The 25,638-nt window shown below is 71.3% G+C and carries 24 protein-coding genes; 12 read left to right on the top strand and 12 right to left on the bottom strand.

The genetic code is table 11. From position 1 onward, the window contains the following. Nucleotides 1-48: 48 nt before the first annotated feature. The 3 genes from OG295_RS38045 to OG295_RS38035 form a co-directional block, all read right to left on the bottom strand. Entirely contained in the window at nt 49-825 is a 777-nt protein-coding gene (locus OG295_RS38045) for a helix-turn-helix transcriptional regulator (protein WP_331738090.1), read from the bottom strand. Nucleotides 826-1,007: 182 nt separating this feature from the next. Continuing rightward, entirely contained in the window at nt 1,008-2,285 is a 1,278-nt protein-coding gene (locus tag OG295_RS38040) for an MFS transporter (protein ID WP_331738088.1), read from the bottom strand. Continuing rightward, complete coding sequence (locus OG295_RS38035; RefSeq protein WP_331738086.1) at nt 2,282-2,821, bottom strand: winged helix-turn-helix domain-containing protein; 540 nt, start codon at nt 2,819-2,821, stop codon at nt 2,282-2,284. Before OG295_RS38035 ends, OG295_RS38040 begins: the two co-directional genes overlap by 4 nt. A gap of 325 nt (nt 2,822-3,146) precedes the next feature. On the opposite strand from OG295_RS38035, the gene OG295_RS38030 reads away from it, so the two are divergent. The 6 genes from OG295_RS38030 to OG295_RS38005 all read left to right on the top strand — a co-directional run bounded on the left by OG295_RS38030 (nt 3,147) and on the right by OG295_RS38005 (nt 8,499). Continuing rightward, nucleotides 3,147-3,776: an HAD-IA family hydrolase gene (locus OG295_RS38030; RefSeq protein ID WP_331738084.1), complete on the top strand. Its 630-nt coding sequence runs from the start codon at nt 3,147-3,149 to the stop codon at nt 3,774-3,776. A gap of 136 nt (nt 3,777-3,912) precedes the next feature. Continuing rightward, nucleotides 3,913-4,368: an NUDIX domain-containing protein gene (locus tag OG295_RS38025; RefSeq protein ID WP_331738082.1), complete on the top strand. Its 456-nt coding sequence runs from the start codon at nt 3,913-3,915 to the stop codon at nt 4,366-4,368. 216 nt (nt 4,369-4,584) lie between these two features. Next, nucleotides 4,585-5,055, top strand: a complete 471-nt coding sequence (locus OG295_RS38020; protein WP_331738080.1) for a MarR family winged helix-turn-helix transcriptional regulator — start codon at nt 4,585-4,587, stop codon at nt 5,053-5,055. A 614-nt stretch (nt 5,056-5,669) separates the two neighbouring features. After that, on the top strand, nt 5,670-6,251 hold the full coding sequence (locus tag OG295_RS38015; protein WP_331738078.1) for a helix-turn-helix transcriptional regulator: 582 nt from the start codon (nt 5,670-5,672) through the stop codon (nt 6,249-6,251). A gap of 462 nt (nt 6,252-6,713) precedes the next feature. Beyond that, complete coding sequence (locus OG295_RS38010; RefSeq protein WP_331738076.1) at nt 6,714-7,289, top strand: ImmA/IrrE family metallo-endopeptidase; 576 nt, start codon at nt 6,714-6,716, stop codon at nt 7,287-7,289. After that, entirely contained in the window at nt 7,282-8,499 is a 1,218-nt protein-coding gene (locus OG295_RS38005) for a DUF6545 domain-containing protein (RefSeq protein WP_331738074.1), read from the top strand. The genes OG295_RS38010 and OG295_RS38005 overlap by 8 nt, the downstream gene beginning before the upstream one ends. Before the next feature lie 36 nt (nt 8,500-8,535). Here OG295_RS38005 and OG295_RS38000 read toward each other — a convergent pair whose 3' ends face one another. After that, complete coding sequence (locus OG295_RS38000; protein ID WP_331738072.1) at nt 8,536-9,855, bottom strand: FAD-dependent oxidoreductase; 1,320 nt, start codon at nt 9,853-9,855, stop codon at nt 8,536-8,538. A gap of 335 nt (nt 9,856-10,190) precedes the next feature. Between OG295_RS38000 and OG295_RS37995 the strand changes: the two genes are divergently transcribed. Further along, nucleotides 10,191-10,448, top strand: coding sequence for a hypothetical protein (locus OG295_RS37995; protein ID WP_331738070.1), 258 nt, complete (start codon nt 10,191-10,193; stop codon nt 10,446-10,448). A 604-nt stretch (nt 10,449-11,052) separates the two neighbouring features. Here OG295_RS37995 and OG295_RS37990 read toward each other — a convergent pair. After that, on the bottom strand, nt 11,053-11,184 hold the full coding sequence (locus OG295_RS37990) for a hypothetical protein (protein WP_371681472.1): 132 nt from the start codon (nt 11,182-11,184) through the stop codon (nt 11,053-11,055). A 52-nt stretch (nt 11,185-11,236) separates the two neighbouring features. On the opposite strand from OG295_RS37990, the gene OG295_RS37985 reads away from it, so the two are divergent. After that, a complete protein-coding gene (locus tag OG295_RS37985) occupies nt 11,237-11,689 on the top strand; it encodes a hypothetical protein (RefSeq protein ID WP_331738067.1) in 453 nt (150 codons plus the stop codon). An 11-nt stretch (nt 11,690-11,700) separates the two neighbouring features. Here OG295_RS37985 and OG295_RS37980 read toward each other — a convergent pair whose 3' ends face one another. From OG295_RS37980 to OG295_RS37970, 3 genes are all read right to left on the bottom strand, one after another. Beyond that, complete coding sequence (locus tag OG295_RS37980) at nt 11,701-12,066, bottom strand: hypothetical protein (protein WP_331738066.1); 366 nt, start codon at nt 12,064-12,066, stop codon at nt 11,701-11,703. Beyond that, nucleotides 12,063-12,617 carry an RNA polymerase sigma factor gene (locus OG295_RS37975; RefSeq protein ID WP_331738064.1) on the bottom strand — a complete coding sequence of 185 codons (555 nt, stop codon included), beginning with the start codon at nt 12,615-12,617 and terminating at the stop codon, nt 12,063-12,065. Before OG295_RS37975 ends, OG295_RS37980 begins: the two co-directional genes overlap by 4 nt. A 424-nt stretch (nt 12,618-13,041) precedes the next feature. After that, on the bottom strand, nt 13,042-13,410 hold the full coding sequence (locus OG295_RS37970) for a hypothetical protein (RefSeq protein ID WP_371681471.1): 369 nt from the start codon (nt 13,408-13,410) through the stop codon (nt 13,042-13,044). Nucleotides 13,411-13,588: 178 nt separating this feature from the next. On the opposite strand from OG295_RS37970, the gene OG295_RS37965 reads away from it, so the two are divergent. Then, nucleotides 13,589-15,103: an immunity 49 family protein gene (locus tag OG295_RS37965; RefSeq protein WP_331738061.1), complete on the top strand. Its 1,515-nt coding sequence runs from the start codon at nt 13,589-13,591 to the stop codon at nt 15,101-15,103. A 65-nt stretch (nt 15,104-15,168) separates the two neighbouring features. Here OG295_RS37965 and OG295_RS37960 read toward each other — a convergent pair whose 3' ends face one another. Both OG295_RS37960 and OG295_RS37955 read right to left on the bottom strand, forming a co-directional pair. After that, nucleotides 15,169-15,450, bottom strand: coding sequence for a hypothetical protein (locus OG295_RS37960; RefSeq protein ID WP_331738060.1), 282 nt, complete (start codon nt 15,448-15,450; stop codon nt 15,169-15,171). A 285-nt stretch (nt 15,451-15,735) separates the two neighbouring features. Beyond that, complete coding sequence (locus OG295_RS37955; RefSeq protein WP_331738059.1) at nt 15,736-15,990, bottom strand: hypothetical protein; 255 nt, start codon at nt 15,988-15,990, stop codon at nt 15,736-15,738. 272 nt (nt 15,991-16,262) lie between these two features. Here OG295_RS37955 and OG295_RS37950 point away from each other — a divergent pair, with 272 nt between their 5' ends. The 3 genes from OG295_RS37950 (at nt 16,263) to OG295_RS37940 (ending at nt 22,828) form a co-directional block, all read left to right on the top strand. After that, nucleotides 16,263-20,567, top strand: a complete 4,305-nt coding sequence (locus OG295_RS37950; RefSeq protein WP_331738058.1) for a hypothetical protein — start codon at nt 16,263-16,265, stop codon at nt 20,565-20,567. A gap of 818 nt (nt 20,568-21,385) precedes the next feature. Beyond that, nucleotides 21,386-21,826, top strand: a complete 441-nt coding sequence (locus OG295_RS37945; protein ID WP_371681470.1) for a hypothetical protein — start codon at nt 21,386-21,388, stop codon at nt 21,824-21,826. Nucleotides 21,827-22,183: 357 nt separating this feature from the next. Further along, nucleotides 22,184-22,828, top strand: a complete 645-nt coding sequence (locus OG295_RS37940; protein ID WP_331738056.1) for a DUF6461 domain-containing protein — start codon at nt 22,184-22,186, stop codon at nt 22,826-22,828. Between the two features lie 324 nt (nt 22,829-23,152). Here OG295_RS37940 and OG295_RS37935 read toward each other — a convergent pair whose 3' ends face one another. Then, entirely contained in the window at nt 23,153-24,385 is a 1,233-nt protein-coding gene (locus OG295_RS37935) for a ParB/RepB/Spo0J family partition protein (RefSeq protein WP_331738055.1), read from the bottom strand. Beyond that, nucleotides 24,382-25,542, bottom strand: a complete 1,161-nt coding sequence (locus OG295_RS37930) for a ParA family protein (RefSeq protein ID WP_331738054.1) — start codon at nt 25,540-25,542, stop codon at nt 24,382-24,384. The genes OG295_RS37935 and OG295_RS37930 overlap by 4 nt, the downstream gene beginning before the upstream one ends. Nucleotides 25,543-25,638 lie beyond the last annotated feature (96 nt).

The following is a 25,638-nucleotide window of genomic DNA, read 5'->3' as shown; positions in this document are numbered from 1 at the left end:
GGAAGGGCACGGCCCCCGGGCCCGCCGGCGCGAAGCGGACGGCGCACCTCAGGACGCATCGCCGGGCGAGCGCCGGTTCCCTTCGGCGTTCTTCGCGGGGATCTTCGCGGAGTTCTTCGCGAAGTTCCCGTCCTGCCCGCCGGCGTGCCCGTCCGCGTGCCCGCCGACGTTCCCCTCGGCCGCACGCTCGTCCATGTACTCGTCGAGCCATTCCAGCAGCCTGGTGCGCCCCTGGTCGGTCAGCAGGGCCGCGCGCAGCGCGATGCCGTCGACGCCGTGCCGCTCGTAGAGACTCGGCCGCCGGGGGCCGGCCGGGGCCGCCGCCAGGACGCCGCGTTCGCTGTGCTCCCGGTACTCCAGGAGCAGCCCCTTCTCGATGACGGCCAGGACGCAGCTCAGCGCCTCGGCGTCGTCCGACTGGAGGAAACCGGCGGGCCGTTCGAAGAACCGTTCCAGCCGGGAGCAGTGGTCCATCGTCGGGCGGCGGTCCCCGCCGAGCAGCGCCTGTACCTGTTGCCGGGAGATGCCGCTCTGCCGGGCGATCTCCCCGTGCGAGAACTTGCGGCCGTTCTCCTTGCGGTACGTTTCGTGGAGCAGGTCGAGCCGCTGCCGGAACCGCTCGTGGATGTCCGGCTCGCCCGCCGGCCGCCCCTGGAGCAGCGCTCGTACGACGTGGAGCGGGACCCCGGAGGCGCGGTGCAGTTCCTCGGGATCCAGGACCTCGTCCCGGCCGCGGCCCAGCTTGGCCCCCAGGTCGACGACCCGGTCCACGACGGTGGCCAACTGCGGGGCGGCCACGGGCGGTACGGAGAAGGCTTCTGTCACCGGCTGGTCTCCCCACGTCGCGCAGGACGCCTCACATCGGCACCCTCGTCGAAGCGCCGGCGCAGCGGCAGTTGCCGAACCGATCCTGCCACAGCCGTGGCAGGCGATCCATGGAACTTCGGCCAAACCGCCACGGTCGTGGCAGGAAGTCGACGGCCGCCGACTCCCCCGCCGGACGCCGATCACCGCCGAACGGGATCCCGGGATTCCAGGTGATCCGGATCGTCGGCCGGGGCGGCGGCGCGCAGCGCCGCCTCGACCCGGCGGTTGCCGGTCATGGTCGACGTGACGGCGGTCATGGTGAGGAGGAGGCCGGCGGCCGCGTAGAGGGGGGTGCGTACGTCGTAGGCGGTGGCCAGCCAGCCGCCGAGGAAGGCGCCGAACGGGGCGGCGCACATGGCGAGCATGCGCGAGGTGGAGGCGACCCGGCCCATCAGGTGCGGGGGGACGATCGCCTGTCGGAGGGAGGGAGCGAGCACCATCGTGGCGCCCATGCCCGCTCCGCAGACGGCGAGCGCGAGGCCGGCGACGTACGGGTTCGGGGCGGCGGCGAGGCCCAGGATGGCGAGTCCCTCGACTGCGGCCGTGCAGGTCAGCGCGGTGCCGGTGCCGAGTCGCCGGCCGAGGAAGGAGGCGATGCCCGCGCCGAGCAGACCGCCGGTGGCCTCCGCCGCGAGGAGCAGGCCGAAGCCGAAGGTGTCGATGCCGAGACGGTCGTGCGCGAAGAGGGCGAGGACGGTCTCCACGGCGAGGAAGGCGATGTTCCCGACCGCCGGACGCAGCGCGAGCCCGAGCAGCAGCTGATTGCGGAACACGTACGAGGCGCCGGCCCGCGCCTGTCGCAGCAGCGATTCACGGGCCTGCGGTACGGGCCGGGGTGCGGCGGGCAGCGACCGTACGAGCAGTGCGGAGAGCGCGAACGACACCGCGTCGGCGAGCAGCGGTACCGCCCTCCCGAGTGCGAGCAGCGCACTGCCCGCGGGCGGCCCCGCGAAGCCGGACGCGGCGGTCTGGGTACCGCGCAGGCGGGAGTTGGCGCGCTCCAGGAGCGCGGGGTCGCGGCCGAGCAGATCCGGCAGATAGGCCGTGGCGGCCGTGTCGAAGAAGAGTCCGCCGAGGCCGAGCAGGAAGGCGACTGCCGCGAGCAGCGGAATGCTCAGCGCGTCGAGCGCGGCCGCCGCCGCCGGTATCGCGAGCAGCACGGCACGCGCCGCGTCCGTGACCCACATCGTGCGCCGGCGGTCCCACCGGTCCACCAGTGCACCGCCGAGCACCCCGAAGAGCAGCCACGGCAGCGTTCCGGCGGCCGTGACGACGGCGAGCGCCATCGGATCCCGCGTCAACGTCAGCGCGAGCAGCGGCAGCGCGGCGTGCGTCACTCCGTCACCGAGGGAGGACACCGTCTGCGCGGTCCACAGCCGTCCGAAACCGGTCGGCAACTTTCTGACGTCTGAGCTCACTTGGCGTTCCCTTCGGCCTGTCGGCGCGGTGCCGGGTGAAACAGTGCGAAGACGAGTGACGCGTCCGGCAGCGAGGGGTCGGACAGCTCCCGGTACTCGTCCGCCAGGGCCTCCAGGCGCGCCCCCAGCTCAGCGAACTGCTCCTCGGTGAGCCGCAGATGCGCCATCCGTACGTGCCGCTCGCCGTCCGGCGGCGAGGCCTCCAGGTCCGCCACCGCGTGCCGCATCAGCACGTCCGGCCCTCCCTCGCCGGGATCCGGCAGCACGATCGCCCGCGCGGCCATCGCGTAGTACCGCTCGGTGACCCCCCGGACCTTCCGCGTCCGCACCACCTTCACCAGGCCGGCCCGCTCCAGCAGTCGTACGTGGTAGCTGGAACTCCCCTTCGCGAGACCCACCCGCTCGGCGATCTGCGTGATCGTCGCGGGCTCGAAGCGGAGCACGGCCATGATCCGGTGGCGCGTGAGATTGGAGACGGCGCGCAGTTGCTCGTCGGTGGTGACGTGGAACGTCTCGGGAAGGTCGTCGGTAGGCATGCCCCTAATGGTCAACAGTTCTTGACCATTAGGCAAGGGGGTTTCGTTCGAAGTTCGGACTTCCGCGACCGGCGGTCCGGCACGTGAGCCTTCGCTCCGCTCCTCCGGCAGTCGGACCTGCGGGTTGCCGATGCCTGACTGCGAGTCAGACGCTTGGTACGGTAGGGCCCGGTCCTGCCCACTGATCGAACAGACCCTCTCCGCCCCTGCGGCGGTGCGCCCCGTCGGTCAGCCGCGGCCGATGACTCCGCGCACGGCCCACCGCCGGCGCACGCAGCGGTCGCCGGGGCCGGCACCCGATCCATCACCAACGCTGGAGTTCCGCATGTCTCACCGCACCGGTCTCGTCCTCGATTTCGGCGGGGTGCTCACCACGCCGCTGCTGCCGGCGGTGCTGGCCTTCGAGCAGCGCGAGGGACTGCAGCAGGGCGCGTGCATCAAGGCGCTGTACATGGACGCCGAAGGAGTTCGGCTCACCCACGAGCTGGAGCGCGGCACGGTCAGCCAGACCGAATGGAACGAGGCCGCCGCCCCCAGGCTCGGGGTCTCTCCGGACAATCTGATGGGCCGGATCTTCGCCGACCTGCGACCGGAGCGCACCCTGATCGACGCGGCCGCAGCAGCGAAGCGGGCCGGGATCAAGGTCGGCATCCTGTCCAACTCGGTCGGGCTCAGTCCCTGGAACCTCTACGACGGGTACGAGCTCGAAGCGCGCTATCACAGCGTGGTCATCTCCGAGTGCCACGGGATGCGCAAGCCCGACCCGGAGCTGTTCGAAGCCATGCTGAAGCTGCTGGGGCTCTCGGCCGACGAGTGCGTCTTCGTCGACGACACCGAGGAGTACGTGCAGGCGGCCGAGAAGCTCGGCTTCGCGGGTGTTCACGCGCAGCAGCCCGAGCAGACGGTCTCCCGACTCGAGGCCCTGCTGGGCGTACCCCTGACCGACGCGCACTGAACCGCCCCGGCCCGTCCCGGCACTTCCGTGGTCCAGCGGCGCACCGGGGCGGGCTCCCCCGAACCTGTTGCCAGAGTCGATCCTGGTGACGCTAGGGTTCCCACCTGTCGGCTTCGTACAGGGAGGGGCGCGAACCGTGGACACTCACGTACAGACCCGTGTTTCGGCGTACGCGATCGCGGTGGAGGACGGCCGGCTGCTGATGATCCGGCTGTCGGACGCCTCGCCGATCTTCACACCGGGGCTCTGGCACATGCCGGGCGGCGGCATCGACCCGGGCGAACAGCCTGTGGAGGCCTTGTCCCGTGAACTCCGGGAGGAGACAGGGCTCGAACTCGCCGACGCTCGACTGCTCGACGCGCGGACCTACGCGGTTCGGCGCAATGGCGTGAGCTGGAGCCTCACGGCGTTGTTCTACGCCGTCGCCCTCAAGGGCGGGACGCCGACAGTGACCGAGATCGACGGCTCCACCGACGCGGTCGCGTGGATGCCACTGGCCGACTTGCAGGACGACACCGTGCTGTCACCGGCGGCCGCCGACGCGCTCCGCATGCTTGAGCACGCCGAAGGCGCCGGTCACAGCACTCGTTGAGGACTGCGGCCGGCACGGTTGCCTCGTAGCGGACCGCGAGCATTTCGCATGGCGCGGCGACTGCTCCCTGGCGCCCCGCGAGCCGTCCCGAGATCCGCGTCCATGACATCCGGAAGATCACGCACTTGACCTCGACCGAACGTGAGGTTCTACGTTCTCCCCAGGACCTGCACGGCACGCAGACTCCACACCCGAAGCACCAGGAGGGGACAGCCCATGACGACCCAGCAGCAGCTCTCCGACGCCGAGCTCGCCGGGCAGCCGGCCGCCTACTGGACCGGTGTCGCCTACGAGGCGCTCATCGCCTTCACCCGGGCGCGGCAGACCGAAAAGGGCTACACCCAGCCCCAGTTCTGGCTGCTGCGCAACCTGTCGGAGAACGACATCTCGCCCGACGGCGAGGGGATGGCCCTGCCCGAGTTGTACAAGGCCATGGCCTCCTACATCCGGCCCGAGGACGACCTGGCGGCAGAGGCCGAGGTGCTCGTGGAGCGCGGCTGGCTGACCCGGGACACCGAGGACCGGCTGTGGCTCACCGCGGAGGGGGAACAGGCCCGCGTCGACCTCGCACGCAACGGCCCCGCGATCCGCGCCGTCCTTCACGAGGGCATTGACGACGCGGACTACGTCACCACGGTGAAGGTGCTCATGCAGCTGATCCGCAACGCGGGCGGAACGGCCGCCTGACGGACCGTGGACCCGGGCACCTCCCGGCCGCCACCCTGCGCGGCCGCAGCGCGGAGCCCGCGGCCGGCCCGTATCCGGTCCCCGATCGCGCGGAACCGCCGGAGTCGGTGGTGCCGCGGTTCCGCCCCTGCGGGAAGAGATGCCGTGCGCCGCCCTCAGACGTCGGATCGGGGCCCGAACGGGCTTCCCGACCCGGGTTGCGACCCTCCCCCGTGGGGATCGCTGCCTTCGGGCGGCGCAAACAACCAGCCATGAAGACCCCTCACCTCTCGGGAGGAGCCCGGCCAGCTGGCGGCATGGACAAGATCCTGCTGCACCCTCCGCCCGGTGTCAACAATAGTTTGCACATGACGCCAACTCGGAGGCGGAAAAAGGCTCTTGGATGCCGGTCTGGACCTGGAATCGACTGCTGCCACGGCTTGCCGGTTAGACTTGATGCGGCCAGCATGCAGTTCGAGTAACTTCTCGCAGGGGCGCCCGCCGCCCCGAGTTCTGCCAGTGCGGCGGCGGTTCCCTCGCCAACGCGGCGGAAGCGGTGATGATCACGGCAGTCACCGTGCGGCCGGACAGGCCGTCACGGCGACGGTCACTCGGACGTGGCAGGAAAGGGATCGATGAGCGGCACGGGCGACCAGCGGGCGCTGCTGATCTCAGAGCGTCTCGACTTCCTGTTCGCGCACATCTTCCCGCGGGGCTCCGAGCCCCAGTCGAACGCCGCCGTCAGTCACACCACCGGCGTGCCGCTTGAGTTGCTGCAGGCCCTGCGGGCGGGCGAGCCCACGGGGGAGACCGTCGAGGACGACCCGTTCATCGGCCGGCTCGGGCACCTGCTGAAGACCCGGACGACCGACGAGGGCAAACCCCACACGCAGACGGATGTGGCCAGGGCGTGCGGAAAGTCGCGGATGTGGCTCTACAACCTGCTGGAGGGAAAGAGCAAGCCCAGCCTTGAGTCCACGAAGCTGCTCTGCAAGATCTTCAAGGTGGATCCGTCCTTCTTCACGGATGACCCCCTGGAGGCCCTGGCGAGGCACTTCGGCATCGAGGCCGGCCCCGCGTTCTTCACCCTCCCCGACACCGACGCCCTGGTACAGGAGACCAAGGACCAGGTGGAACTCGTGGCGCTGCTGCGCGAGGCCGGCGCCCCCGCGGTCCTCAGCCGCTACCTCGGGACGTTGCCCGGCTCCCGGGACTGAACGGTTCGCTCCGGCCGCGGCCTCCAAGGCCGCCAAGGCCTCGGCCGGCAGGCTCAGCGGCCCGCCCGGGAAGCCGCCGCCGGAATCATCCGGTTCGTTCGCGATTGCCCCTCCCCCAAGGCTTTCCGATCCAGGAAGTACGCCAACCGGAAGCCTGTCCCACTTGATCTCGCTCGCAATGAACGTACAAGCTACTCACTGTGACTCTCCAGACGTGGGCACGCCATCCCTCCGGCGCTCCCCCGACGCTGGTCAGGGCGGTCGCCCGCCGTGGGGTCGGACGTCCGTACCGCGGTGCGGAGAGCCGGAGTCAGCGAGCGGAGCCCGGCTCCGGGTCAACTGCGGCGCACGTCACCGTCGGCGGTCCATGGGCGTGGGACCACGTACGAAGAATCCAGCAGATTCACGAAAGAACCGGGGCATGCGTCCCATGTGCTGTGGTTTTTGCAGAAGGGGTAGACCGTGGCGGGAATCCGGGAGACCGTCGGAATCGTCTCAGAGACGCTCCGGGAGATCCGCACCCTCCGCAGATTGCGCAACACCTTCTGCTCGCAGCTCGGGCTGCCGGCCCACCCGACCATCGACGAGGTCGTATCGGCCGTCTCCGACCGCTGTGGGGTGCCGATCCGGATCATCCACCTCCCTTTGAAGTACCCGCTCACGGGGGGACTCCTGCGGGGACCCTCCGAGCTCATCATCGTGGTCGACAAGGACTCGCAGAGCATCCTCCAGAACTTCGTCATCGCCCACGAACTGGCACACGCCTTCCTCGGGCACGATCCGGAGACAGCGGGGCATGACCTACAGGACGAGCTGCTCGCCAGCCTGGCTCCCGCCCTCAACCCCAAGGTCAGCCGAATGATGCTGGCCCGCACCTACTTCGACGGGCCCGAGACGACACTGTCCTGCGGGCAGACTCCGCCCGAGCGGGAAGCCGAAACTCTGGGGCGGCTGATCGTCAGCATGATCACCAACATCAGCGGCGACGCCACCACCTCGGTGAGCTCCGCCCTGCGTCACAGGGGGACCGGTGTCTGAGGACGCTGCGAACATCGTCTACCTCACCGTCGCCGCGATCGGGTTGTGCACCACCTCCGCGAAGTTCGTCGCCTGGCAGCGGGAACGCTCACCCGCGCTGCGGCTGATCGCCATGTGCTCCGCCTTGGGGGTGGGCGCCTTCGTGTTCGCGACGCCCGTGGTCTACCGGGGCATCGCGGACCTGACGGGCAAACAGAACCTCGCCGAGCTGCTGGTCTTCCTCTGCATCCTCGGCTTCTTCGCCCACACGCACATCATGTCGCTGCTGTGGCGCCCTTCCCCGCCGAGCGCGACCGGCCGCAACCCGCTGACCGGGCCGTTCGTCGTCTACGGCCTCGTCGTGGGTGCCCTGATCACCGGATTCCTCGCCGCCGGGCTCGACGACGCACCGCACCCGCTGGACTTCAACATCACCTACGGCCGGGACCCCGGCGCTCTGGTCATGCTGGGCGCGTTCCAGCTGGGCCTCGGCTACGCCTCGGTCTCCACCGCCCTGCGGTTCCGTCACAACGCCCTCTCCTCGCAGGACGATCCGAGGCTGCGCCGGGCACTGCAGCACATCGCGATCGCCACCTGGTTCATCGCCGGGTACGTGGCGTGCGTCGGGCCGGCCACCGTGGCCGACGCCACGGGCTGGCGCGGCCTGGACCCCCTCCACGGCCTCGGCCCGGTCTCCGGCACGATCGGGGCCGTCATCATCAACTGGGGGTTCTCCGGTGCCGCCATCGCCACGTGGCGCGCGGACCGGCGGGACTACCTGGCGCTGGCCCCGCTGTGGCAGCTGACGCGTCGCGCCGACCCCCGGATCACTCTGACCGAGCCCAATCCGGTGGCGCAGCTCGGCCTGCTCTACGTACGGGACTGGCACCTGATCACCCGTATGGCCGACATCCTCAGCGGTATCCGCAGCCTGCACCCCTACCTCGGCCATGCCCCCGCCGACCGGGTCCGCGAGGCTGCCGCCGGCACCGGCTGGTCGAAGGACGACGAGCGGGCCGCGGCCGCCGCCGCCGTCCTCCTCGGGGCGGTGGCGCTCGCCGAGGACGGAGCCGGCCGGGTGAGCGGCAGGGGCATCCCGCTGCCGGGGTCCGAGCTGGAAGCGGGTGCCCAACGCGCCCACCTGGTCCGCATGGCCCGCCTTCTCGACCACCCCGAGGTTCTGGCGGCGGCCGGAGTGGACAAGGACGGGCGGCTGGTCTCCAGCTCCTAGCCTCCTGGCCTCCTGGCCGTCCCGGTCGTCCCCGTGTCACCGGTCCCGCCGCGCGCACGCCATCGCGACACGCCACAAGAACCGTGGCGCCTGCAGATCGGCGGGACGCCTGCGCATGTTGACGACGTCGAGGAACCTCTCGTTCACCCACGCGTCCGTCGTGGAGGCCTCCTCCACCCATTCCGCCATCTTCCTGGCCATTCCGTAGCCGCGCGGATAGGGACCCGTGACGTGCGGCTGAGCCAGGTCGGACAGCGTCGAGACCTCCCATGCCGCGTTCACCACGACCCTGATGTGGTGGAAGTAGGCGCGGGCCGGCGCATGGAGGTCGCCGCCCTTGCGCAGGTACGCGGCAAGGCACGACGCGTGCAGAAGGGCACTGGTCATGCCCTGCCCGTACACCGGGTTGAAGGAGGCCACGGCATCGCCCACGACGAACAGTCCTCCGGGAAGGCGCTCCACGGCCCACCAGCGCCTCCGTGAGGAGTGCGCCATGCCGTACGTCTCGACCTCGCCGATCAGCTCGCACCGGTCGGCGACGACGCCGAAGGGGCTCGCGTCCATCTCCCTCATGCGCCTGCGGAACTCGGCGGGGTCCCGGGTCGGGCGCTTCCCGGCGTACGCCGCTATGACCGCCATCCACTGGCCGCCCTCCACCGCGGCCATGGCCCCGGTGTCCGACTGCTCGGCGGTGCCGCTCGCGGCGGCGGGCAGCTGGTGCGCCACGCGAACGTCGGGAAGTTCCGTTCCCCTGCGGAAGCGCGCGGTGGCGTAGCCCAGATCGATCCGCATGCGGTCGACAGGGGGTTCCGGCCACCCCTCCTCCCGGAGCCAGGAGGCCAGCCGACTCGACCGGCCCGTGGCGTCGACCACCGCGTCGGCCGGCAGCACGTGCGCTTCGCCGGAGTCGGCGGCGCGGACGCGGACGCCGACCACCCGCGTGCCCCGAATGTCCAGACCGCAGGCCTTGCCCACCCTCACCGTGACCCCGTCGTCCAGCAGGGTCCGGCGGCGAACGTGCTCTTCGAGGAGGCCGCGGCTCACGCCGATCAGCTCGTTCCCGGGAACGCTGACCTTCCGCCGTCCGTTCGAGAAGAGCTGGATCTCGCTCCCCGACCCGAGGACCGCGCCATCGGCGACCAAGTCCTTCGACAACCCGGGAAACCAGCGTTCGGCCTGCGTCCGTCCCATGTCGAGCAGCGCATGGAGCTGCCCGCTCTGCGGCACACCGCCCCTCGCGACCGTCGCGGCGAGTCCATCGGGCTCGACGACGGTCACCCGTTTGCCAAGGCTCCGCAGGGCCCGTGCTGCGGCCAGCCCCGCGATGCTTCCCCCCAGGACGACTACATGCTGCACGTGCTCCCCCTCCTTCATCGACTGCCCTCACCGTTGGAGAACCCGGGCACGGCCCCGGCACAGCACCCTAGGGCCGTTCTGATCAACGACCAATGTGAGCAGTCGGCTTGGTTGGCGAGAACACGATCAGAAGATCCACTCGGTGAGTCCTGCGGCCTCACGGTGCGGGCAGGGCGCAGGTGGACCGGCCTCCGGCTCTCGGACCGATGGGAGCAGCTCGATCACGTGGAGCGGTACCTCGGATGGCCGCGCGGACGGGTGGCAACGGTGGCAGGCCGCCGGGGCGTGCCCGAGGCTCGTTGACGGGGACGAGTACGAGGGAAGGGCAGCGCCCAATGCCGGAAGCCGACGAGGAAGGCCTCACCGCGCGCCCGATCCGCACGGGGGACCAGGATCGGAGCAGGGCCGAGCGCCTGAAGAGTGCGGTCATGCGCACCCATCTGCTTCCCGCGTTCCTGGTCCTCACCGTCATGATGGTGGCCCTGTGGCTCATGGGAATGCCGTTTCTTCAGGCCCTGACGATCTCGACCGCGGTGAAGATCGTGGTGGCCCTGCTCGAACTCCGTCGGGTGCCCGGTTCTCCCGGGAGCTGACGCACGCGGCTGTCGGCAGCCGCACGTGTCCCGCGAGCTGTCGCCCCAGCCGCTGATCGCCGGGGGGACTCGGTTCACGCCGCGTCACCGCGGCGCTCCACCGGCCCGGCGCGCCCCTCGGGGCCGAATCAGAGCGCACGGGACCCGGCTCCGGACGGGCGCCGGTCCGGTCGTTACGGCAGTCGCCTCAGCGGGCGCATTCGCCGCCGCCCGTACCGTTGGCCGGGACGGCTCGGCACGGTCCGGTGTGCCCGTCCCACGGCCGCTTCGGCGGCCTGGTGGCGCCTCCGCCACCGCCGCCGGCTGCCGTCACCAGCCGGGAGGCCAGGTCCAGGGATCCGGAACGGACGTCCGAGCCACCCCACCGCCGCCGCCGTAGACGGAGTCTGAGGACCCGCCGGTACCGCCGCCGTTGAAGCCGCCGGGACCGGGAGCGCTGTCCCACCCGACTCCGCCCGCGCCGCCGACATTGACCTGAAGTGCCTGGCCCGGCGTGACGGGCAGCGTGCCGACGACCTCGGCGCCGGCACCCCCGGTGCCCCGGGGTTCGGGGCTCCGGCCGCAGCCCCTCCGGAAGCACCCCGGGCATCCACGGACAGCTGCGTCACTCCGTGGGTACGGTGAACGTCTGGGGCGCCCCGGTATAGTCGAACGTGCACACCACCTGGTTGCCGGTCTGCACGCAGCCCTGGGCGGCGGCCGGGGCGGCCAGGAGCGGAACGAGGGCCCGCGACATCCCTGTTGCCAGGAGGGTAGCTTCGGTGGCGGCGACGGACGGGGAAGAGGGCATGCGGACTACTGGTGTCGAGGTCTTCTCCTGTGCCGTGTGCGGCGCCGGGCTGTCCCTGCCGGTACGTGAGGTGCGACCGCCGGCGGAGGACGAGGGTTGGACGCCGCTCGACTCCCCCGTGGACCCCTGCCCGCCCAGAATGGCGGCGGGCACCTTCGCCCGCGACCCGGAACCGGGGCGCATCACCTGGGGCTCGCCGCCCAAGGGCTTCCGTACGTCCCGCGCGGGGCACGGGCCAGGGGTGGACCTGCTGTTGAGCCCGGCCGACCTGGTCGGAACCACGAAGATCCTCAGCCGATGGGGCGGCTGCTGCGGGCCGGGCGGGCACGAGGGGGCGAATCTGGCGTGCGCGGGGTGTGGGGCGGAGGTCGGGCTGTGGATCGGTGACTGCTACACCTGGCTGGAGGTCGTCCTCGACGGGCGCCTGGTCAGGCGTTCCCCCGCGGCTTGAGCACCTCTTCCTCAGCCCGCCGGCCGTCGCGGCCCTCTCCCCCGCACCGCGGGGCCCCCGGCGGGCTTCCGGTCCGGCCGGGGTGCGTGAACGGCCCCCGCAGGCTCCGCGACCGTCAGCCTGCACTGGCCGTCCTCGCAGGAGCGCTGCAGTCGGCCCCGCGAGATGGTCTGCATCAGGCCGATGGTCCAGCACATCGGACAGCCGCGCAGTGCCAGCACGCCGACCGGCAGGAGCAGCAGGCTGACCGGGCCCGTGGCCGGGAGGAACGCGAGCGAGGCGATCAGACTGCCGAAGCCGATCAGGCCGCGGAGCAGGTGGCGGGACAGGGACGGACTCGCGAAGTCGGGGCCGTCGGCTCCGGTGGTCGTCGTCATGCGGGGTCTCCGGTCGTGGGTCGGGGTGTGGCGCGCAGGGACTGCTGGACGGAGGTGCGAGCGCGGTGCAGGCGCGATTTCATCGCCGCGGTGCTGAGGCCGAGCGCCTCGGCGGCCATCCGTCCGCTGTAACCCTGGATGTCCCGCATGATCAGCACGCGGCGCTGCTCGGCCGGCAGAGCGGCGACGGCGGCCGCGACCCGGCCCGCCTCGATGCGCTGCAGGACCACGTCCTCGGCGGAGCTCACGGCGGCATCCGGCAGGGGTGCGTCGGACCGCATCGTCCGCGCGCGCCGCAGGCACTCGTTGCGGACGATGCGGAACATCCACGAGGCCAGCGCGCCGGAGGCCCGTAGCGTCCCGATCTTGCGGTAGAGGATGATCAGGGCTTCCTGCGCGGCGTCCTCGGCGTCCTCGGGAGTGGCGCAGAGCGAGCGGGCGAATCGCCGTACGTTCGGGTGCGAGCCCGCGACCAGAGCGGTGATCGAGTCGACGTCGCCGCGCTGGGCGTCGACGACGAGCTGTTCGGCGGGCCAGGACGAGTCAGCCACGGGCTTGCTTCCGCTTGCGCGTGACGAAGTAGACGCACGTGCAGAGCAGCACGGCTCCGGCGGCGATGACGATACCGATGAGCATGAAGACCTCCTGTTTCCCGGTCCGACGTTTGTCGGCACACGTATAGGAGGCGCGTGCCCGCCGAAAGGATTCGGTCCGTCCCGGGAAATGTCGATCGCGCCGTGCCACCGGGTCGCCTTCGGCACGGGGGCTCCGCCCCGGACCGTTTCCCGGGCCCACGATGGGCACGGGTGCGGGGGGGGTGCGGGTGCGGGGGGGGGTGCGGGGTGCGGCCTGGGCCGGCCCTGCCGGATGCCCTGCGGCACCAACGGCTCACGTCAGGCGTGCCGGCTGTCCGTCAGGGCTCCGCGTCCCGCAGGACGTTGTGATCAAGTACCAGATCCGCTTCCGTGGCAGGCCTCAGGCCGACCTGCGGCGCATGGCCCGGCGAACCAGGTACAGGACCACGATCAACACGATGACGACGAACACGACGATCAGCAATTTCGAGAAGAGCCCGCCCTTCTTCTTCTTGCTCTTCTTGCTCTTCTTGTTGCCGGTGACGGCCTGGACCCGGGACGACGTCGGTGCGCGGAGACCGGCTGCCACCCCGGCTCCCGCCAGGAGGGAGTTCTGCGCCGGCGCCGTGGCGGCGGGAGCCTGCCGGGCCGCCGGTACGGCCGCCTCCGCGGCTGCCGCCGGGCCCAGCAGCAACCCGGCGAGTATGAAGAGCGGTACGAGTACCGCCGCCGTTGCCGGACGCTTCCTGGGACTGCTGTTGTTCGTCACTTTCTCCCCTGTTCTCGAACGCCCTGACCTCCCGGTGGAATCCGGACGGCCGGGGTACTGGAGCATCGTCGACGAGTTGGACCGCCGCGGCAAGGACATGGGAGCGTGACCCTGTCGAGCGCTCCTGACCGGTTGCCCCGTCGTCACGCTGTCACACCCTCCGCGTAGAGTCGGAGGAGTGGATCGAGACGACGCCCTTCACCCGACGGACACCACCGAACTGCTGCGCGGTGTCCACGCCCGGCTGCTGCCCCTGGCCGCGTTCACTCCCGAGCTCATGGGGGCCATGCGGTACGCCCGTGTGGTCGCCGACGGGCTCGTCTTCGCGTACGCCCTCGACGGACCCACCAGCGTGCGCATCCTCACCGACAGGGACGTCGAGCGTGCCGGGCTCCAGGAACTGGGGCAGGCGGCGTACGCGAACCTGATGCGGGTACCCGTCGAGTACGCGGAAGTACTCACCGAAGAAGGGGTACGACTGCACTCGGTCTACGGCGACTCGCACTTCATCGCCGCCAAGGCCCTGTTCCTGTCCGAGACGGCCCGGCAGGTCACCGGTGAGCCGCTCCCGGACACCGGCGCCCTCGTGGTCGTGCCCAGCCGGCACAACCTGGTGTTCCACCCGATCAGCGACGGATCCGTGGTCGGCGCGGTCAACGCCCTCGCCTCCTACGCGGTGGGCGCCCACGAGGACTCGGGGCAGGGGGCCCTGTCGCCGCAGGTCTACTGGTGGCACGCCGGCGGCCTGACCTCGCTCACGGTCTTCGACGAGGAGACCCGCACCTTCTCCCTGCAGCCCCCGCCGCAGCTGCTCGCCATGATGAAGGGCCTGGTCCGGCTCGACGGCGCCGGCCGGATCGCCACCCGCACCGCGGACAAGGCTCGCGACGTCGACGAACTCGCCGAAGCGACCGTCGAGTCGGTGCGGCGTCTCGCCACGGACCCCGCAGGGCTGGGCGGCGCGTTCGGCTCCGCCGTCGCGCTGGCCCACGCCCGCTGCGTCGAAGACCCCGACGCGGCGGGCATCGACACGTGGGACGCCTGGGCCACCTCGGTGCAGCTCGGCTCCGCGCTGTTCACCGGCGCGCGGCCCCAGCAGTGCCACCTCGGCGAAGAGCGGGTCGGTCTGCTGCCCGCGACGCCCGCCGACCCGCCCGCGGATGCCCGCGCCTGGCTCGACGCCCTGTACCTCGCGATCGTGTGCCGCCAGACGGACCGGATCGGCCGGCTGTGCGCGGTGCCGCCGGCGCGGCTGCGGGAGGACGACTCCGTCGACGCGTACGTCCTGCACTGGGTCGACACCCTGCGGGCCTACTTCTCCCGGCGGTCCATGGACGAGGTGGTGGAGAAGCTGCTGGCCACCATGGAGTCGTCCATGCCCGAGCGCCTGACGCACGCGCCGAAGGACTTCGTGAACCGGGTCGACTACCAGCCCGTCGCCCTCTTCCACCGCCTCGTCGCGGGGGACCCCGACGCCTTCGCCGAGACGCTGGCGGAAGCCCTCGCGGAGCACGTCGGGTACTGGGCCGGGTCGGCGGCGCCGCGCGCCGGGCTCGCCCTCGGGCCTCTCGCGATGGCGAGCATGGCCTACGAACGCGGATTCCCCGTCGACCCGAAGCAGCCGTGCCTGCCCGCCTACCTGCTCGACGGGAAGCGGATCGAGGACATCCCCGAATCCGGGGACCCCTCGTAGCCGTGCCGTAGGGGGCACGAACCGGAGCCGAACCGGAGCCGAGCCGACCCGGTCCAGGAGTCCGGCTACCCGAAGGGGTGTTGGCCGGCGATGGCGATGAGCTGGACGTCCATCTCGTCGGCCTGCGCACAGAGCATGCTCGCGACCGTGCGCATCGTGCCCACGTCCAGCCTGTCCCGGGCCGCCTGGCCCTCTGCCGTCCACGCGAATTCGCCCGACTGCGCCTGCAGGTCGAACGCCCGCGCCATGTCGCGGAGCATCGCGGTGACGTCCTGCACGGCCATGTACAGCTGCCCGTCGGCGCCCCGCCGCACGGGCGTCTCCGCGTCCGTGTGCCGCCAGCCCATCTGCCTCACCCCACTGAGATCAAGCCCCACCAGGCGGTGTGTCCCCTGCCCGGTCCCATCTTGCTCTCACCGGCGCCATCGGCGAAGGGATTCGGACGGGATGCGTGTCCGGGGCGACGGTACGGGGCGCGCCGCTTGCGACGACCGCACCCCCGGCGGCGAGTACCCGGGCCATGGCGGCGCCGGTCCCGGTCCCGGTCCCGGCGGGCTTGCCACCGCCACCTTCCCCGTGCGCCGGCGACCCCGACGGGGTCGCCGGCGCACGGGCCGGTAACGGTGTCGGTGTCAGCGGTCGTCGCGGCGGTTCCGCCGAGCCGTGAGCCGCGTCCGGTACACATGCGCGGTGGTGCGTACCCACAGGCGTACCGCTTCGCTGGAGGCCAGGTCATGGGCCACCTGTCCCAGGAAGTGCACCTCGGGGCTGGGGTGCAAGGACAGGACGGTGCCGACGGTGTGGAGCGCGTGACCGATGACGGTGTCGATGACGGTGTCGATGAAGGTGTCGATGAAGGTGTCGATGGTGGAACGGACATGACGCATGGTGTGGTGACCTCACCGTTTCTCAAGTCGGTGAGGTGCGGGCCCGCACCCCGGGTTGTCGGCGTGCCCACCCAGATTCGCCAGGTCCGGTGTGGGCCCGGAAATCCCGCGGACCATCCCGTCCGGGCGGTGCGAACCCGCAGGTCAGAGCCGGTTGGTGCAGAACTCCCGCGAGGTCTCGTGCGTCGCCGGTGAGAAGCCGGACCCGCCCCGCGGCCGGGCGGCGTGCCCTACGCTGTACGGCCTGTCGATCCGTCAGCGAGGAGGGGCCGATGGCGGCCGAGGAAACCGTTGCGCGGAGGGTGCGGGCATCCCTGCAGCGGGCCCTGTTCCTGCTGTACGACATCGAGGACCGACGGGTGTCCGGGCGCCCCTTGTCCCGTGCCGACGAGCGACGCGACCGCCCGGACACCCGCCTCTGGCGGCGCGTCCACGAGCGGATCGCCCGGCAGCTGGAGCACGACCGGCGGGCCGGGGTGAGTACGGCGCCCGACCGGTACACGACGTTCCACTGGCAGACGTTCCGGCGGCTGCGCGCCGACCTCGTGGCCGAACGGCCCGTCACCGAGGACCGGCAGCGCATCGTGGAGGCACTGGCGCGCCTCGGTGAGCCGGAATACGCCCTGCCCTCCGGTCTCCGCCTCGAACTGGAGGGGGCCGCGCGGCAGCTGTGGCGGTTCGCCGCCCGTCGGGCCGGCGACGGCGGCAGCGGGCACCGCAAGCTCGTCGACGAGATCAGCGAGCACGCCCGTCAGGACATGCTGCTCCTCGACCACGGCTCCGCCGATGTCCCACCGGTCTCGCTGCGGGACGTGTACGTACGGCGCGGCACCGAGGAGCGCCTGGCGCGCGTCCTGCAGCAGCAGGCCCTGGCCGGCAGCCCCGGTCAGCCGGTCCAGGTGGTGCTGGGCGAAGCGGGTACCGGCAAGTCGAGCCTGCTGTGGTACCTGGCGGAACTCCTCGACGGCCGACGGGCGGTGGCCCCCCTCCGGGAGACGCGCACCGGCCCTCCGTCCGACGAGATCCGCGCGGGCACGGCGCTCCGCCCGGTCCTGCTGCGGGCGGAGCAGTTACTCACCCCCGGCGAGGGAGAACGGCTGCTGAAGTCCTTCGAGCTGAGCCTGACGGCCGGCTGCGTCGCACTCCTCGACACGGCGGACCTGCTCCTGCACGCCCGGGACGGCCGGAGCGTGCTCAGCCGTACGGTCGCCGCCTGCCGGGAGCGGGGCGTACCGCTCGCCCTGACCTGCCGCACCCGCGACGGCAACGCCCTCCAGGACCTCCTGGGCAGGACACCGTCCGACGTCGTCTTCCACGTCGGCGACTTCCACAGTGGCGAGGAGCTGGAGCGCGCCCTGTCCACGTACTGCCTGCACTACCTGCCGGCGGCCTCCCCCACCACCCGGGCGAAGGCGGTGGCGGCTCTGCTGGAGGCCGCGGTGCGGGGGCTGCCCGTCCGCGAGGTGGTCGCCAGGCCGCTGACGCTGCGCATGCTCTTCGAGGTGTACGCGCCGCAGTCGCCGGCTCCCGAGATCGACGCCGCGGGGCTGTACGAACGCTACTGGGAGCGGCGGGTCCGCGAGGACGCCCGCCACGGGGCCGACGGGCACACCGTGCCGCACTCGCCGGACCTCTCCTGGCCGGCCCAGTCCCTCGCCCGCCTCATGCTGCACGACGGGGCGGTGGCGCTGCCCGTCGCGGACGCGGTCGGCCGCCTGTCCGGGGCGAACCCCGAGGCCGGCGATGACGATCCGCTGGAGCTGCTGGTACAGCTCGACCGGCGCAGCGTGGTCGCGGGTACGGCCGACCGTCGCTCCAGCGTCCACTTCTTCCACCAGACGCTGTTCGAGTACGCGGCGGGCCGCTGCCTGGTGCGCCTCGCCTCCGAGAAGAAGCAGTCGTACTACGGGGCGCTGGGCCGGCACCTGGCGGAGCACCCGGACGACTACCTGCGGGCGGTGGTCGGGGAACAGGCCCTGGTGCAGGGCATGCGCGCGAGGGGCCGCGTACGGGACGACGCGGAGAAGCTGCTCCGCGAACTCCTGGGGAGCGAGGACGTCGACCTCCAGGTGATCGCGGTACGGGCCTGCGCGCTGCTGCCGGACGACCTGTACAGCGACATCCGCGCGGTGTTCCACCGGTACCTGCGGGAGAAGGCGTCACCGGCGATGGTGCGCGAGGTACTGGCGCTGCTGCCGACCCGCGAGCACACGAACCCCGAGCGGGTGGCCGAGGACCTCGGCGTCGTGCTCAAGCGGGGCTCCCGCCCCGGCGCCCGGGTGGAGTGGCGCGTCCTGGACGTGCTGTGCAGGTTCGGGCGGCTGGACGGGAGGACCGCGGACGTCGTCTGGACGTTCCTGCGCGAGCTCTGCACCGACCCGGTGCGCTGTCTCAGGCGCGAGCCGGACCCGCAGGGCGCGGCGCCGAGCGGCTGCGGTGGCGAGCACTGCCTGTGGTCGTGGCTGGTCAACCTGAACTCGAACAGCGCGAGCAGCCACGGCAATCAGGCGGTACGGCTGATCGAGGCCCTGGCGGAGCACCGCGGCGAGTGGACGGCCGAACGCATGCGGGAGCTGCTCGCGCTGGCCGAACACCATCGCTCCCGCTCCCAGGCCCTCCAGTGTGTGGCCGTCATCCACCGGCGTGCCGGGGATCCGGAGTGGGACGCGCTCTTCCCGGTCGCGGCCCGGATCGCCCAGCGGCTCGGTACCGACAAGGGTCTTGGTAGCGACAGGGGGCTCGGTACCGACAGGGGGCTTCCGGCCGGAGGCGGGGACGAGCAGGAGGGAAGCGGCTCCGGCACGTGGGAGGCCCGTACGCCGGTGGAGGAGTGGAGGCAGGCGCAGGCTGCGCTGGACGCCCACTGGTTCGCCGCCGCCCTCTCCACCCCCGGCAGGTCACCCGGGGAGGTGATCCGGGACCTGGCGGCCGAGGGGAAGAAGCCGTTCGACGTACCGAACTCCCGGCTGCGGGCGGTGCTCGGCCGGGTCGGCACGCTGCTGCGCGAGGCAGCCGACGGTGTGCCCGAGCTCTTGGAGGAGACCGTGGCGCTGTGCCGGGGCCGGGACACGGTCGGCACCATCGCGGCCTTCCTGCTGCCACCCCTGCTCCGTGAGCCCGCCGACGACCCGGGGACACGTGCGGCCGCCACCTGGTGCGCCGATCGGCTCGACGTCTTCGACACGCGGGGCGACCGGGGCCCCCGTACGGGATCCCCGGCCCTGCGGTTCGCGGTCACCGGCCTGGCCCAGCTGCCGCCGGCCCGGCTGAAGGAGATCGTGCACTGGCCTTCCAAGGGTCGCCAGTGGGGGAACGACAGGATCGACGACACCTTCCTGGCACTCGACGGCGCCACCAAGCTCCTCGTCCCCTTGGCCGCGTCCGGGCACACCAGAGCGGTCGTCGCGCTGGAGCGCTGGCGGACGCTTGAGGGGCTCAGGCACGCGCAGCTGGTCCAAGGCCGCAACGCGTGGCCGGAGTTCCGGGGCGGAAGGCCGTACCACGGCCCCCGGAACCGCGACACGATGATCGGGGTGGTCCAGGCAACCTTCACCGATCACGCCCCCCAGGCCCATCGGCTGGTCATGGAGGCACTGCGCGTGCGGGTGCCGACGGCCGACATCCCTTGGCTCGCCGCCCTGGCCAAGCGCACGGTGGAGCAGCCCGGTACGGCCGCCGCCCCGGCCCGTGCGCTGTTCGACCGGTTCGGGCCGGATCTGGCCGAGTGGTGCGCCGATCTGTGGGACCGGGGCCCGTGTCCCGATCCGAACGCCAAGCTGGCGGCGCTGCGCCTGTGGGGCGACGTGGTCCGCTTGGGCGCCGCCGACCGGCCGTCGCTCGCGGTGCAGGCACGGCTGGCGGCGAAGGTGGGCAACGGGCGGTGGTCGACCGCGTCGAAAGTCCTGCGGCACTGGAACGGCCACGACGTCTCCTCGGTCGCGGCCGTCGGCGGCGAGCACGGCTGGGAGGAACTGGACGCGGCCCTGGCCTCGGCGGTCGTCCCGGACGCCTCGGCCGGGGAGGTCGCTCTGCTCCGCTCGTTCCTCCGCTGCCGTTTCGCCCCGCTGGGCACGCGGGAAGCCGTCGCCGCGGCGGTAGACACCGTGGCCGGGCAGATCCGGCTCTCGGCCGACACGGCGGCGATCCACGACTCGGGGGCCGGTTTCCTGACGGAACGCCTCTGCGAGTCCGACCCCGGTCAGGCCGTCGAGGTGGCGCTGGAGGTGGCCCGTCGGACGGCGGGCTCCGGCCTGGCGGACCCCCACCACGTCACCCGGCTGGGGTGGAAGTGGCAGAAGCCGCTGACCCGGCTGGCCTCGACCGCGGACCGCGAGGACTGGCTGCGGCTGATCGGGGGCCTGGCCGACGGCCCCCAGTCGATGCTCCAGAAGGCCCTCGACACGGCCGCCGCCCGCCGCCGGGAGGAGGACGTACGCGCCGACGCCGCCCGCGAACTGGCGGCCAGCCCGTACCGCGACGTGGCCATGGCCGGCCTCCGCGACGCCGCGGTACGCCACCGCAGAACCCCGCTGGAGGAACGCCTGTGGCCGGCGGTCCTCCAGCCGGCGCAGGTGTGAGGGCGGGGCCGACGCAGGCCGGTTCCGCAGAGCACGCCGAGCAAGCCGGCCTCTGACTCCTGGGCATCCTCAGCCGACCGTCACCGCCCGCGACCAGCCGGGGCAGCGGGGCAGCGGCACCACTCCCCCGGTCCCCTCCCCCAGTCCCGTCAGCCGGTGGCGCTGAAGTCGCGCGGTCGGCGGGGCCGACCCCCGACTCGTACCGCTCCACGCAAGCGGCCGTCCTCCAAGAGGAGTTGGGGGTACACGCCCGCCAGGACGTCGCCGGACTCTGGGGGCAGGACCTCAGTCGCAACCCAGCCCCGACTTTTGTCCGCGGACAAAAGTCGGGGCGTTCTTCAGAGCAACCGGATCAAGATCCTCCAGCTCTGGACGACCTGGCGGTGGCAGCCGGCCGGCCACCATCGGAAGTGGGGTGGCCCAGCAGACCCTGGTGCAGGTATCTGTGATCGGCAGCCCGTGCCCTCGAGGTGTGGAACGTCGAGGACCGCGAAGCCGAGAAGCCCTACTTCGGCTGGCTCAGCGCCCGGCTCGCGATCTACTCCGAGAGCACCACCGAGCTGAAGACCTACGCCACACGCGGCCGGTCGGCAAGCGGCCCTTCGTCGAGCTGGAGCCCACCGACCACCCCTCGCCGTCGAACCGCGTACCGGGATCACACGGCACCCCATGCGCGAGATCGCGCTGAGACTCGTCGACCTCCGCTGAGGCAGGACACTGGACTTTTGTCCGCGGACAAAAGTCGGCGACGAGCAGAACCAACCCTGCCGCATTCTTGAGGCCTTGATCCGGCCGACGCGTCCGGCCATCATCGAGAGATGTTCGACCTGCTGCCGGGAACGGGCCTCGTTCTGCCGCACCATGCCGGCGTTCTGCGCTTCGGGATGTCCGAGCAGGAGTCTCATTGGGCCGTCTCGACGCTGGCAGATGTACGTGAAACGTGGATCTGCCAAACCGGCTGGGCCTTCACAGCCCGCTACGAGGACCTGGAACTACTCGCCTACGGGGACACTTCGGACCGCCTCAGCCCGAGCGTCTTTGACCAGCACGGTCTCGCAGCCGTACACCTGCACCGGTATGAGGCGAGGCCGACCGGGCCGTCTGCCGTACCGGTGGTCCTCCGCGACATCGACCTGTTCGGATACCCGGCCGCCGAGGTACTGGCAGCCCTGCAACCGGGCCCGCAGATCGGTGTGAGACTGCCGCCCGACCAGGCTCCCAGCAGCTACCTGGCAGAAGTACGGCTCTCGATCATTTAGGGCGATCCCCGGTGTGACGGGGATGCACCTCGCTCCGGGAGGGCTGCGGGCACTCCGTCGTCATCGGCCTCGCCTCGCGAAATGCTGTCAAAGGCGTCTGCGGTCCACCTGCCGGGGACCCCTGCGGCCTCGGCAACGGTGAGCAGGTTTCGAGAACGTCTCTCGCTCCCTGGTGGGATTGCCTGATGCGCAGCGGAGTGTCGTCGCCCGGTTCCGAGAACGCGCCGATGCTTGCTTCGGGACCAGAGTCACGCCGGGCACAACGAAAACGTCCCAGCCCGCCGGGACTTCAGATCGGAAGAAGTCCCATGAAGCCCGACGCCCGCGTTGTCAGAGGGACCGGTCAGGATGACCGTCATGACACATGGAACGACCTGGCTGGCCGACCCGCAATCCATAGCCTTCGGCGGCTACCACGTGGTGCTCGCCCGCGGGCTCTCCCCGAACGAGCTCGCCGCCCGCCTCGCAGCCACCGTGTACGACGGGAGGCACATCGCCGTGGCCGTCGGGGATCACACCGGAGACTCCCTTCTGGAGCTCATGGACGACACCTACGGCGATTCCTTCGACGGCATAGGCCTGCGCCTCGGCCGCGCCGGAGACTGGACATACGCGGTCGCCTACGGCGGCTGGGCGGCCGAGTTCGGCCCACTGGCCCCGGCATCGCGTGACGGCGCGCACGTCTGCCTGCTGGAGTACGAGGAGGAGAACGGCAAGCCGGTCCCACCGCAGTTCGCGTACTTTCACGACGGCCGCCTGCTGGGCGCCTGCAACCTGCACCTGGACGCGTCCTGGGGCTATGACGGGGTCGACGGCGACCCGGAGACGGCTGCGCGCTTGCAGGAACTGCTGACCGCCGCCGGCCTGCCTGACCCGGAGCGGGACCGGAGGGAAGTGCACCGCACAGCGTTGGGGGTGGTCGAGAAGTTCTTCGATCTCTCGCTGCCGAAGGACCTGATCGCGAACGGCACTCTGCCGTCCGTCCTGCTGGAACCCGCGTAGTCCACCACCGCCAGGCCGGCCCCGGGAGGCTCCGTCTCCGGACGTGTGTCAGTGCCAGGCCATCTCGCGTTCGGCAGCTCCCCCGCGCTGAGCGTCGTCGCAATCTCCTCGGGGAGTTCCAGCAGACCTTCCGCGAGGAGGTATTCGATGAAGCCCGGCCCGGAAGGCCGAGGCCGTCCCGCACTGCGAAGTCCAGCAGCTCCAGTCGTCGCCGGCTCACCTCACTCCCCCGGGCCCTCCTTCCGGGGGCCCGACTTTTGTCCGCGGACAAAAGTCGGGCCCCACCGCTAAGTGCGGTGGGGCCCTGGCAGGGGTCGACGGGAACTAGCCTCGCCGGTTGTTCTCGATCAGGAGCATCGTCAGCTCTGCCCGGTGCTTCGGCGACATGTTGGCCCAGATCGCCTCGTACATCGCCCTCGGGTCCTGCCACAAGACCGACGGCGTGTCCGTGGTCCGGGTCTGGGAAGGAATCACACCCTCCGGCTCGCGCTCGTCCGCGTACTCGCTCTCGACCGACTGAACCGGCTGAACCGGCTGAACCGGCTCCGGAGCGGGAGCGGGAGCGGGTGCGGAAGCGGGAGGAAGAACCGGCGCTGGAAGCGGGGCTTCAGCAACCCGTTCGGCGACCGGAGCAGAGGGCTCCTCACGCACCGGCAGCTGGGGCTCGGGGTCCCGACTTTTGTCCGCGGACAAAAGTCGGGGCGCCTCCGCAGCCGGCTCCGGCGGCTGCGGCACTCCCCCGGTCTGGTCCGCCACGTGCTCCTGGGCGCTCCGCAGGATCTCCCGCTGCGCCGCCTTCGCCTCGGCCTCCTGCTGCTTGTTCTGCTGCAGGAAGCCGAGGAGCTCGGCCGCGCCGACACCCGGCCGGTCCTTCGCCGCACGGGCCAGGAGGCGACCGTCGCGCTCGGGCAGTTCGCCGGAGCTGAGCCGGATCTGGATCTCTTCGGGCAGTTCCAGCAGCACCAGCTGGTTGGTGACCCAGGACGGCGAGCGCCCGAGCCGCTCCGCCGCGCGGGACTTGGCTCCGTGCTCTCGGCCCTCCTCGGCACAGGACTCCACCAGCTGCTGCACACCACGCGCGCGCTCGATGACGTCGAAGTCCTCGCGCTCCAGGTTCTCGGCCAGGAGGTGGTCGATGAAGTCGGTCCGGGACGCGGCGAGGTCGTCGCGTACGACGAAGTCGAGGGACTCCAGCCCCACGTGCAGGGCGCTGCGGAATCGGCGCTCACCGTTGATGAGGACGTGGGTCGCCGACCCGATCCGGGAGGCGTGGTCCGGCCACAGGGCGAGATAGGCGCTGCGAGTGGTGACGACACAGGCGGACAGCTGCGCCTGACGCAGTTCCTCGCCGAAACGGGTCTTGTCCTCGTCGGTGCCGAAGTTCCGGCGGGGGTTGAGGGGGCTGGGGGAGACCTGGTCGAGGGGGAGCCGGATCAGCTCGTACGACGGTACGTCGCCCTGCGCTATGGCCTTGGCCCGGCCCCGCTCGCTGCGGCCGCCGGCACGGCGGGCGTTGCTGAAGGCGGCGCCGGTACCCAGGAGGTCGCTCTTGCTCATGCCGCGATCCTCCGGGCGATCTCGCGCATGGCCTCGGACTGCTCGCAGTCGGGTGCGTAGTGCAGCAGGGGCAGCTTCACACGCACGGCCTCACGCTGCTCCTTGAGGTCGGCGATGACCGTGATGACCGGCGGGTCGCCGAACTCCTTCCAACTGTTGAGGGAGGAGGTCACGACGTAACCCTTGCGGCTGTCGTAGAGGTTGACGACGAAACCGAGCTGGGCGATCTCGATGTCGAGGTCGTCGATGAGGTCCTCAAGCTGCTCGGTGAGCATGTCGTACGCGTCGGCGGAGGTGTCCTCGGCCTGGACGGGGACGATGATGCCGGAGGTCTTCATGGCCTCGCCGTCACGGGTACGCGCGTAGTAGAGCGCGGTGTCCATGGTGTAGCCGAGGCTGGGCGGGCAGTCGACGACGATGTAGTCGAACTCCTTCTCCAGTTCCTCCAGCGCCTTCTCCAGGGCGGTCTCCTTGGTGCGGACGTGCCGGGTGGTGGCCAGGCGGGCGTCGAGGAGGAAGGCGTCCTTGCAGGAGGGCAGGAGGAAGAGGCGCCCGGCGAACACCCCGTGCTCGATGGGGACGAGGAGGTCGCGGACGCGGCCTTCGATCTCGCCCAGCATGTGCTTGGCGAGGCTGGGCTCCTTGATGGAGAGCATGTCGGCGCCGAGGTGACGCGTCAGGTGCCCCTGCGGGTCGAAGTCGATGACACAGACCCGGGCGCCGGTCTCGGCCAGGGCCTGGGAGACGCCGTTGCTGATGGCGCTCTTGCCGACACCGCCCTTCTGGTTGCAGACCACGATCCGGCGGGCGCCCTCGTTCGCGGGGCGGCGGCGGCCGACGGGGGAGGGGTGGGTGTCGAGCCAGAGCCGGATGGACTGGGCGAGGCCCTGGTTGTACGGGATCTCACGCGCGCGGCAGTCGTCCTTGAACTCCCCGTACAGGCCGGTGGGGAGGTAGGTGGAGAACGACGAGGCGCCCGAGGTGTCCACGGGGGTTGCCGCCGAGGCATCGGCGCGCCATGAGCGCACCCCCTCGGTCACGGCGTCCTGGATGTCCACGCCCAACTGGGCTGCACGGACTTTGAGTTCCTGCCGCAGGGACGCCGGCAGCTTGGCAACTACCTTTTCCCTGACTTCCGGATCGTATGGAGCGGTCATGCGGGTACCTTACTAACCTTCTCGGGGGAAGGCGAAGAGGCACACCGAAGAATCTTGCCCGGCTATGCCCGAGTTGCCCTGGAGTCGGAGCGGTTA

Source organism: Streptomyces sp. NBC_01276, from assembly GCF_041435355.1.
Classification (GTDB): domain Bacteria; phylum Actinomycetota; class Actinomycetes; order Streptomycetales; family Streptomycetaceae; genus Streptomyces.
Note: the sequence above shows the minus strand (reverse complement) of the source record. Positions and strands in the feature narration are given on the sequence as shown.

Coding starts and splice junctions, on each gene's coding strand:
- OG295_RS38035 (WP_331738086.1), bottom strand. CDS start 2,821: ATGCCTACCGACGACCTTCCCGAGACGTTCCACGTCACCACCGACGAG.
- OG295_RS38030 (WP_331738084.1), top strand. CDS start 3,147: ATGTCTCACCGCACCGGTCTCGTCCTCGATTTCGGCGGGGTGCTCACC.
- OG295_RS38020 (WP_331738080.1), top strand. CDS start 4,585: ATGACGACCCAGCAGCAGCTCTCCGACGCCGAGCTCGCCGGGCAGCCG.
- OG295_RS38015 (WP_331738078.1), top strand. CDS start 5,670: ATGAGCGGCACGGGCGACCAGCGGGCGCTGCTGATCTCAGAGCGTCTC.
- OG295_RS37995 (WP_331738070.1), top strand. CDS start 10,191: ATGCCGGAAGCCGACGAGGAAGGCCTCACCGCGCGCCCGATCCGCACG.
- OG295_RS37990 (WP_371681472.1), bottom strand. CDS start 11,184: ATGTCGCGGGCCCTCGTTCCGCTCCTGGCCGCCCCGGCCGCCGCCCAG.
- OG295_RS37985 (WP_331738067.1), top strand. CDS start 11,237: ATGCGGACTACTGGTGTCGAGGTCTTCTCCTGTGCCGTGTGCGGCGCC.
- OG295_RS37980 (WP_331738066.1), bottom strand. CDS start 12,066: ATGACGACGACCACCGGAGCCGACGGCCCCGACTTCGCGAGTCCGTCC.
- OG295_RS37960 (WP_331738060.1), bottom strand. CDS start 15,450: ATGGGCTGGCGGCACACGGACGCGGAGACGCCCGTGCGGCGGGGCGCC.
- OG295_RS37955 (WP_331738059.1), bottom strand. CDS start 15,990: ATGCGTCATGTCCGTTCCACCATCGACACCTTCATCGACACCTTCATC.
- OG295_RS37950 (WP_331738058.1), top strand. CDS start 16,263: ATGGCGGCCGAGGAAACCGTTGCGCGGAGGGTGCGGGCATCCCTGCAG.
- OG295_RS37945 (WP_371681470.1), top strand. CDS start 21,386: ATGTTCGACCTGCTGCCGGGAACGGGCCTCGTTCTGCCGCACCATGCC.
- OG295_RS37940 (WP_331738056.1), top strand. CDS start 22,184: ATGACACATGGAACGACCTGGCTGGCCGACCCGCAATCCATAGCCTTC.
- OG295_RS37935 (WP_331738055.1), bottom strand. CDS start 24,385: ATGAGCAAGAGCGACCTCCTGGGTACCGGCGCCGCCTTCAGCAACGCC.
- OG295_RS37930 (WP_331738054.1), bottom strand. CDS start 25,542: ATGACCGCTCCATACGATCCGGAAGTCAGGGAAAAGGTAGTTGCCAAG.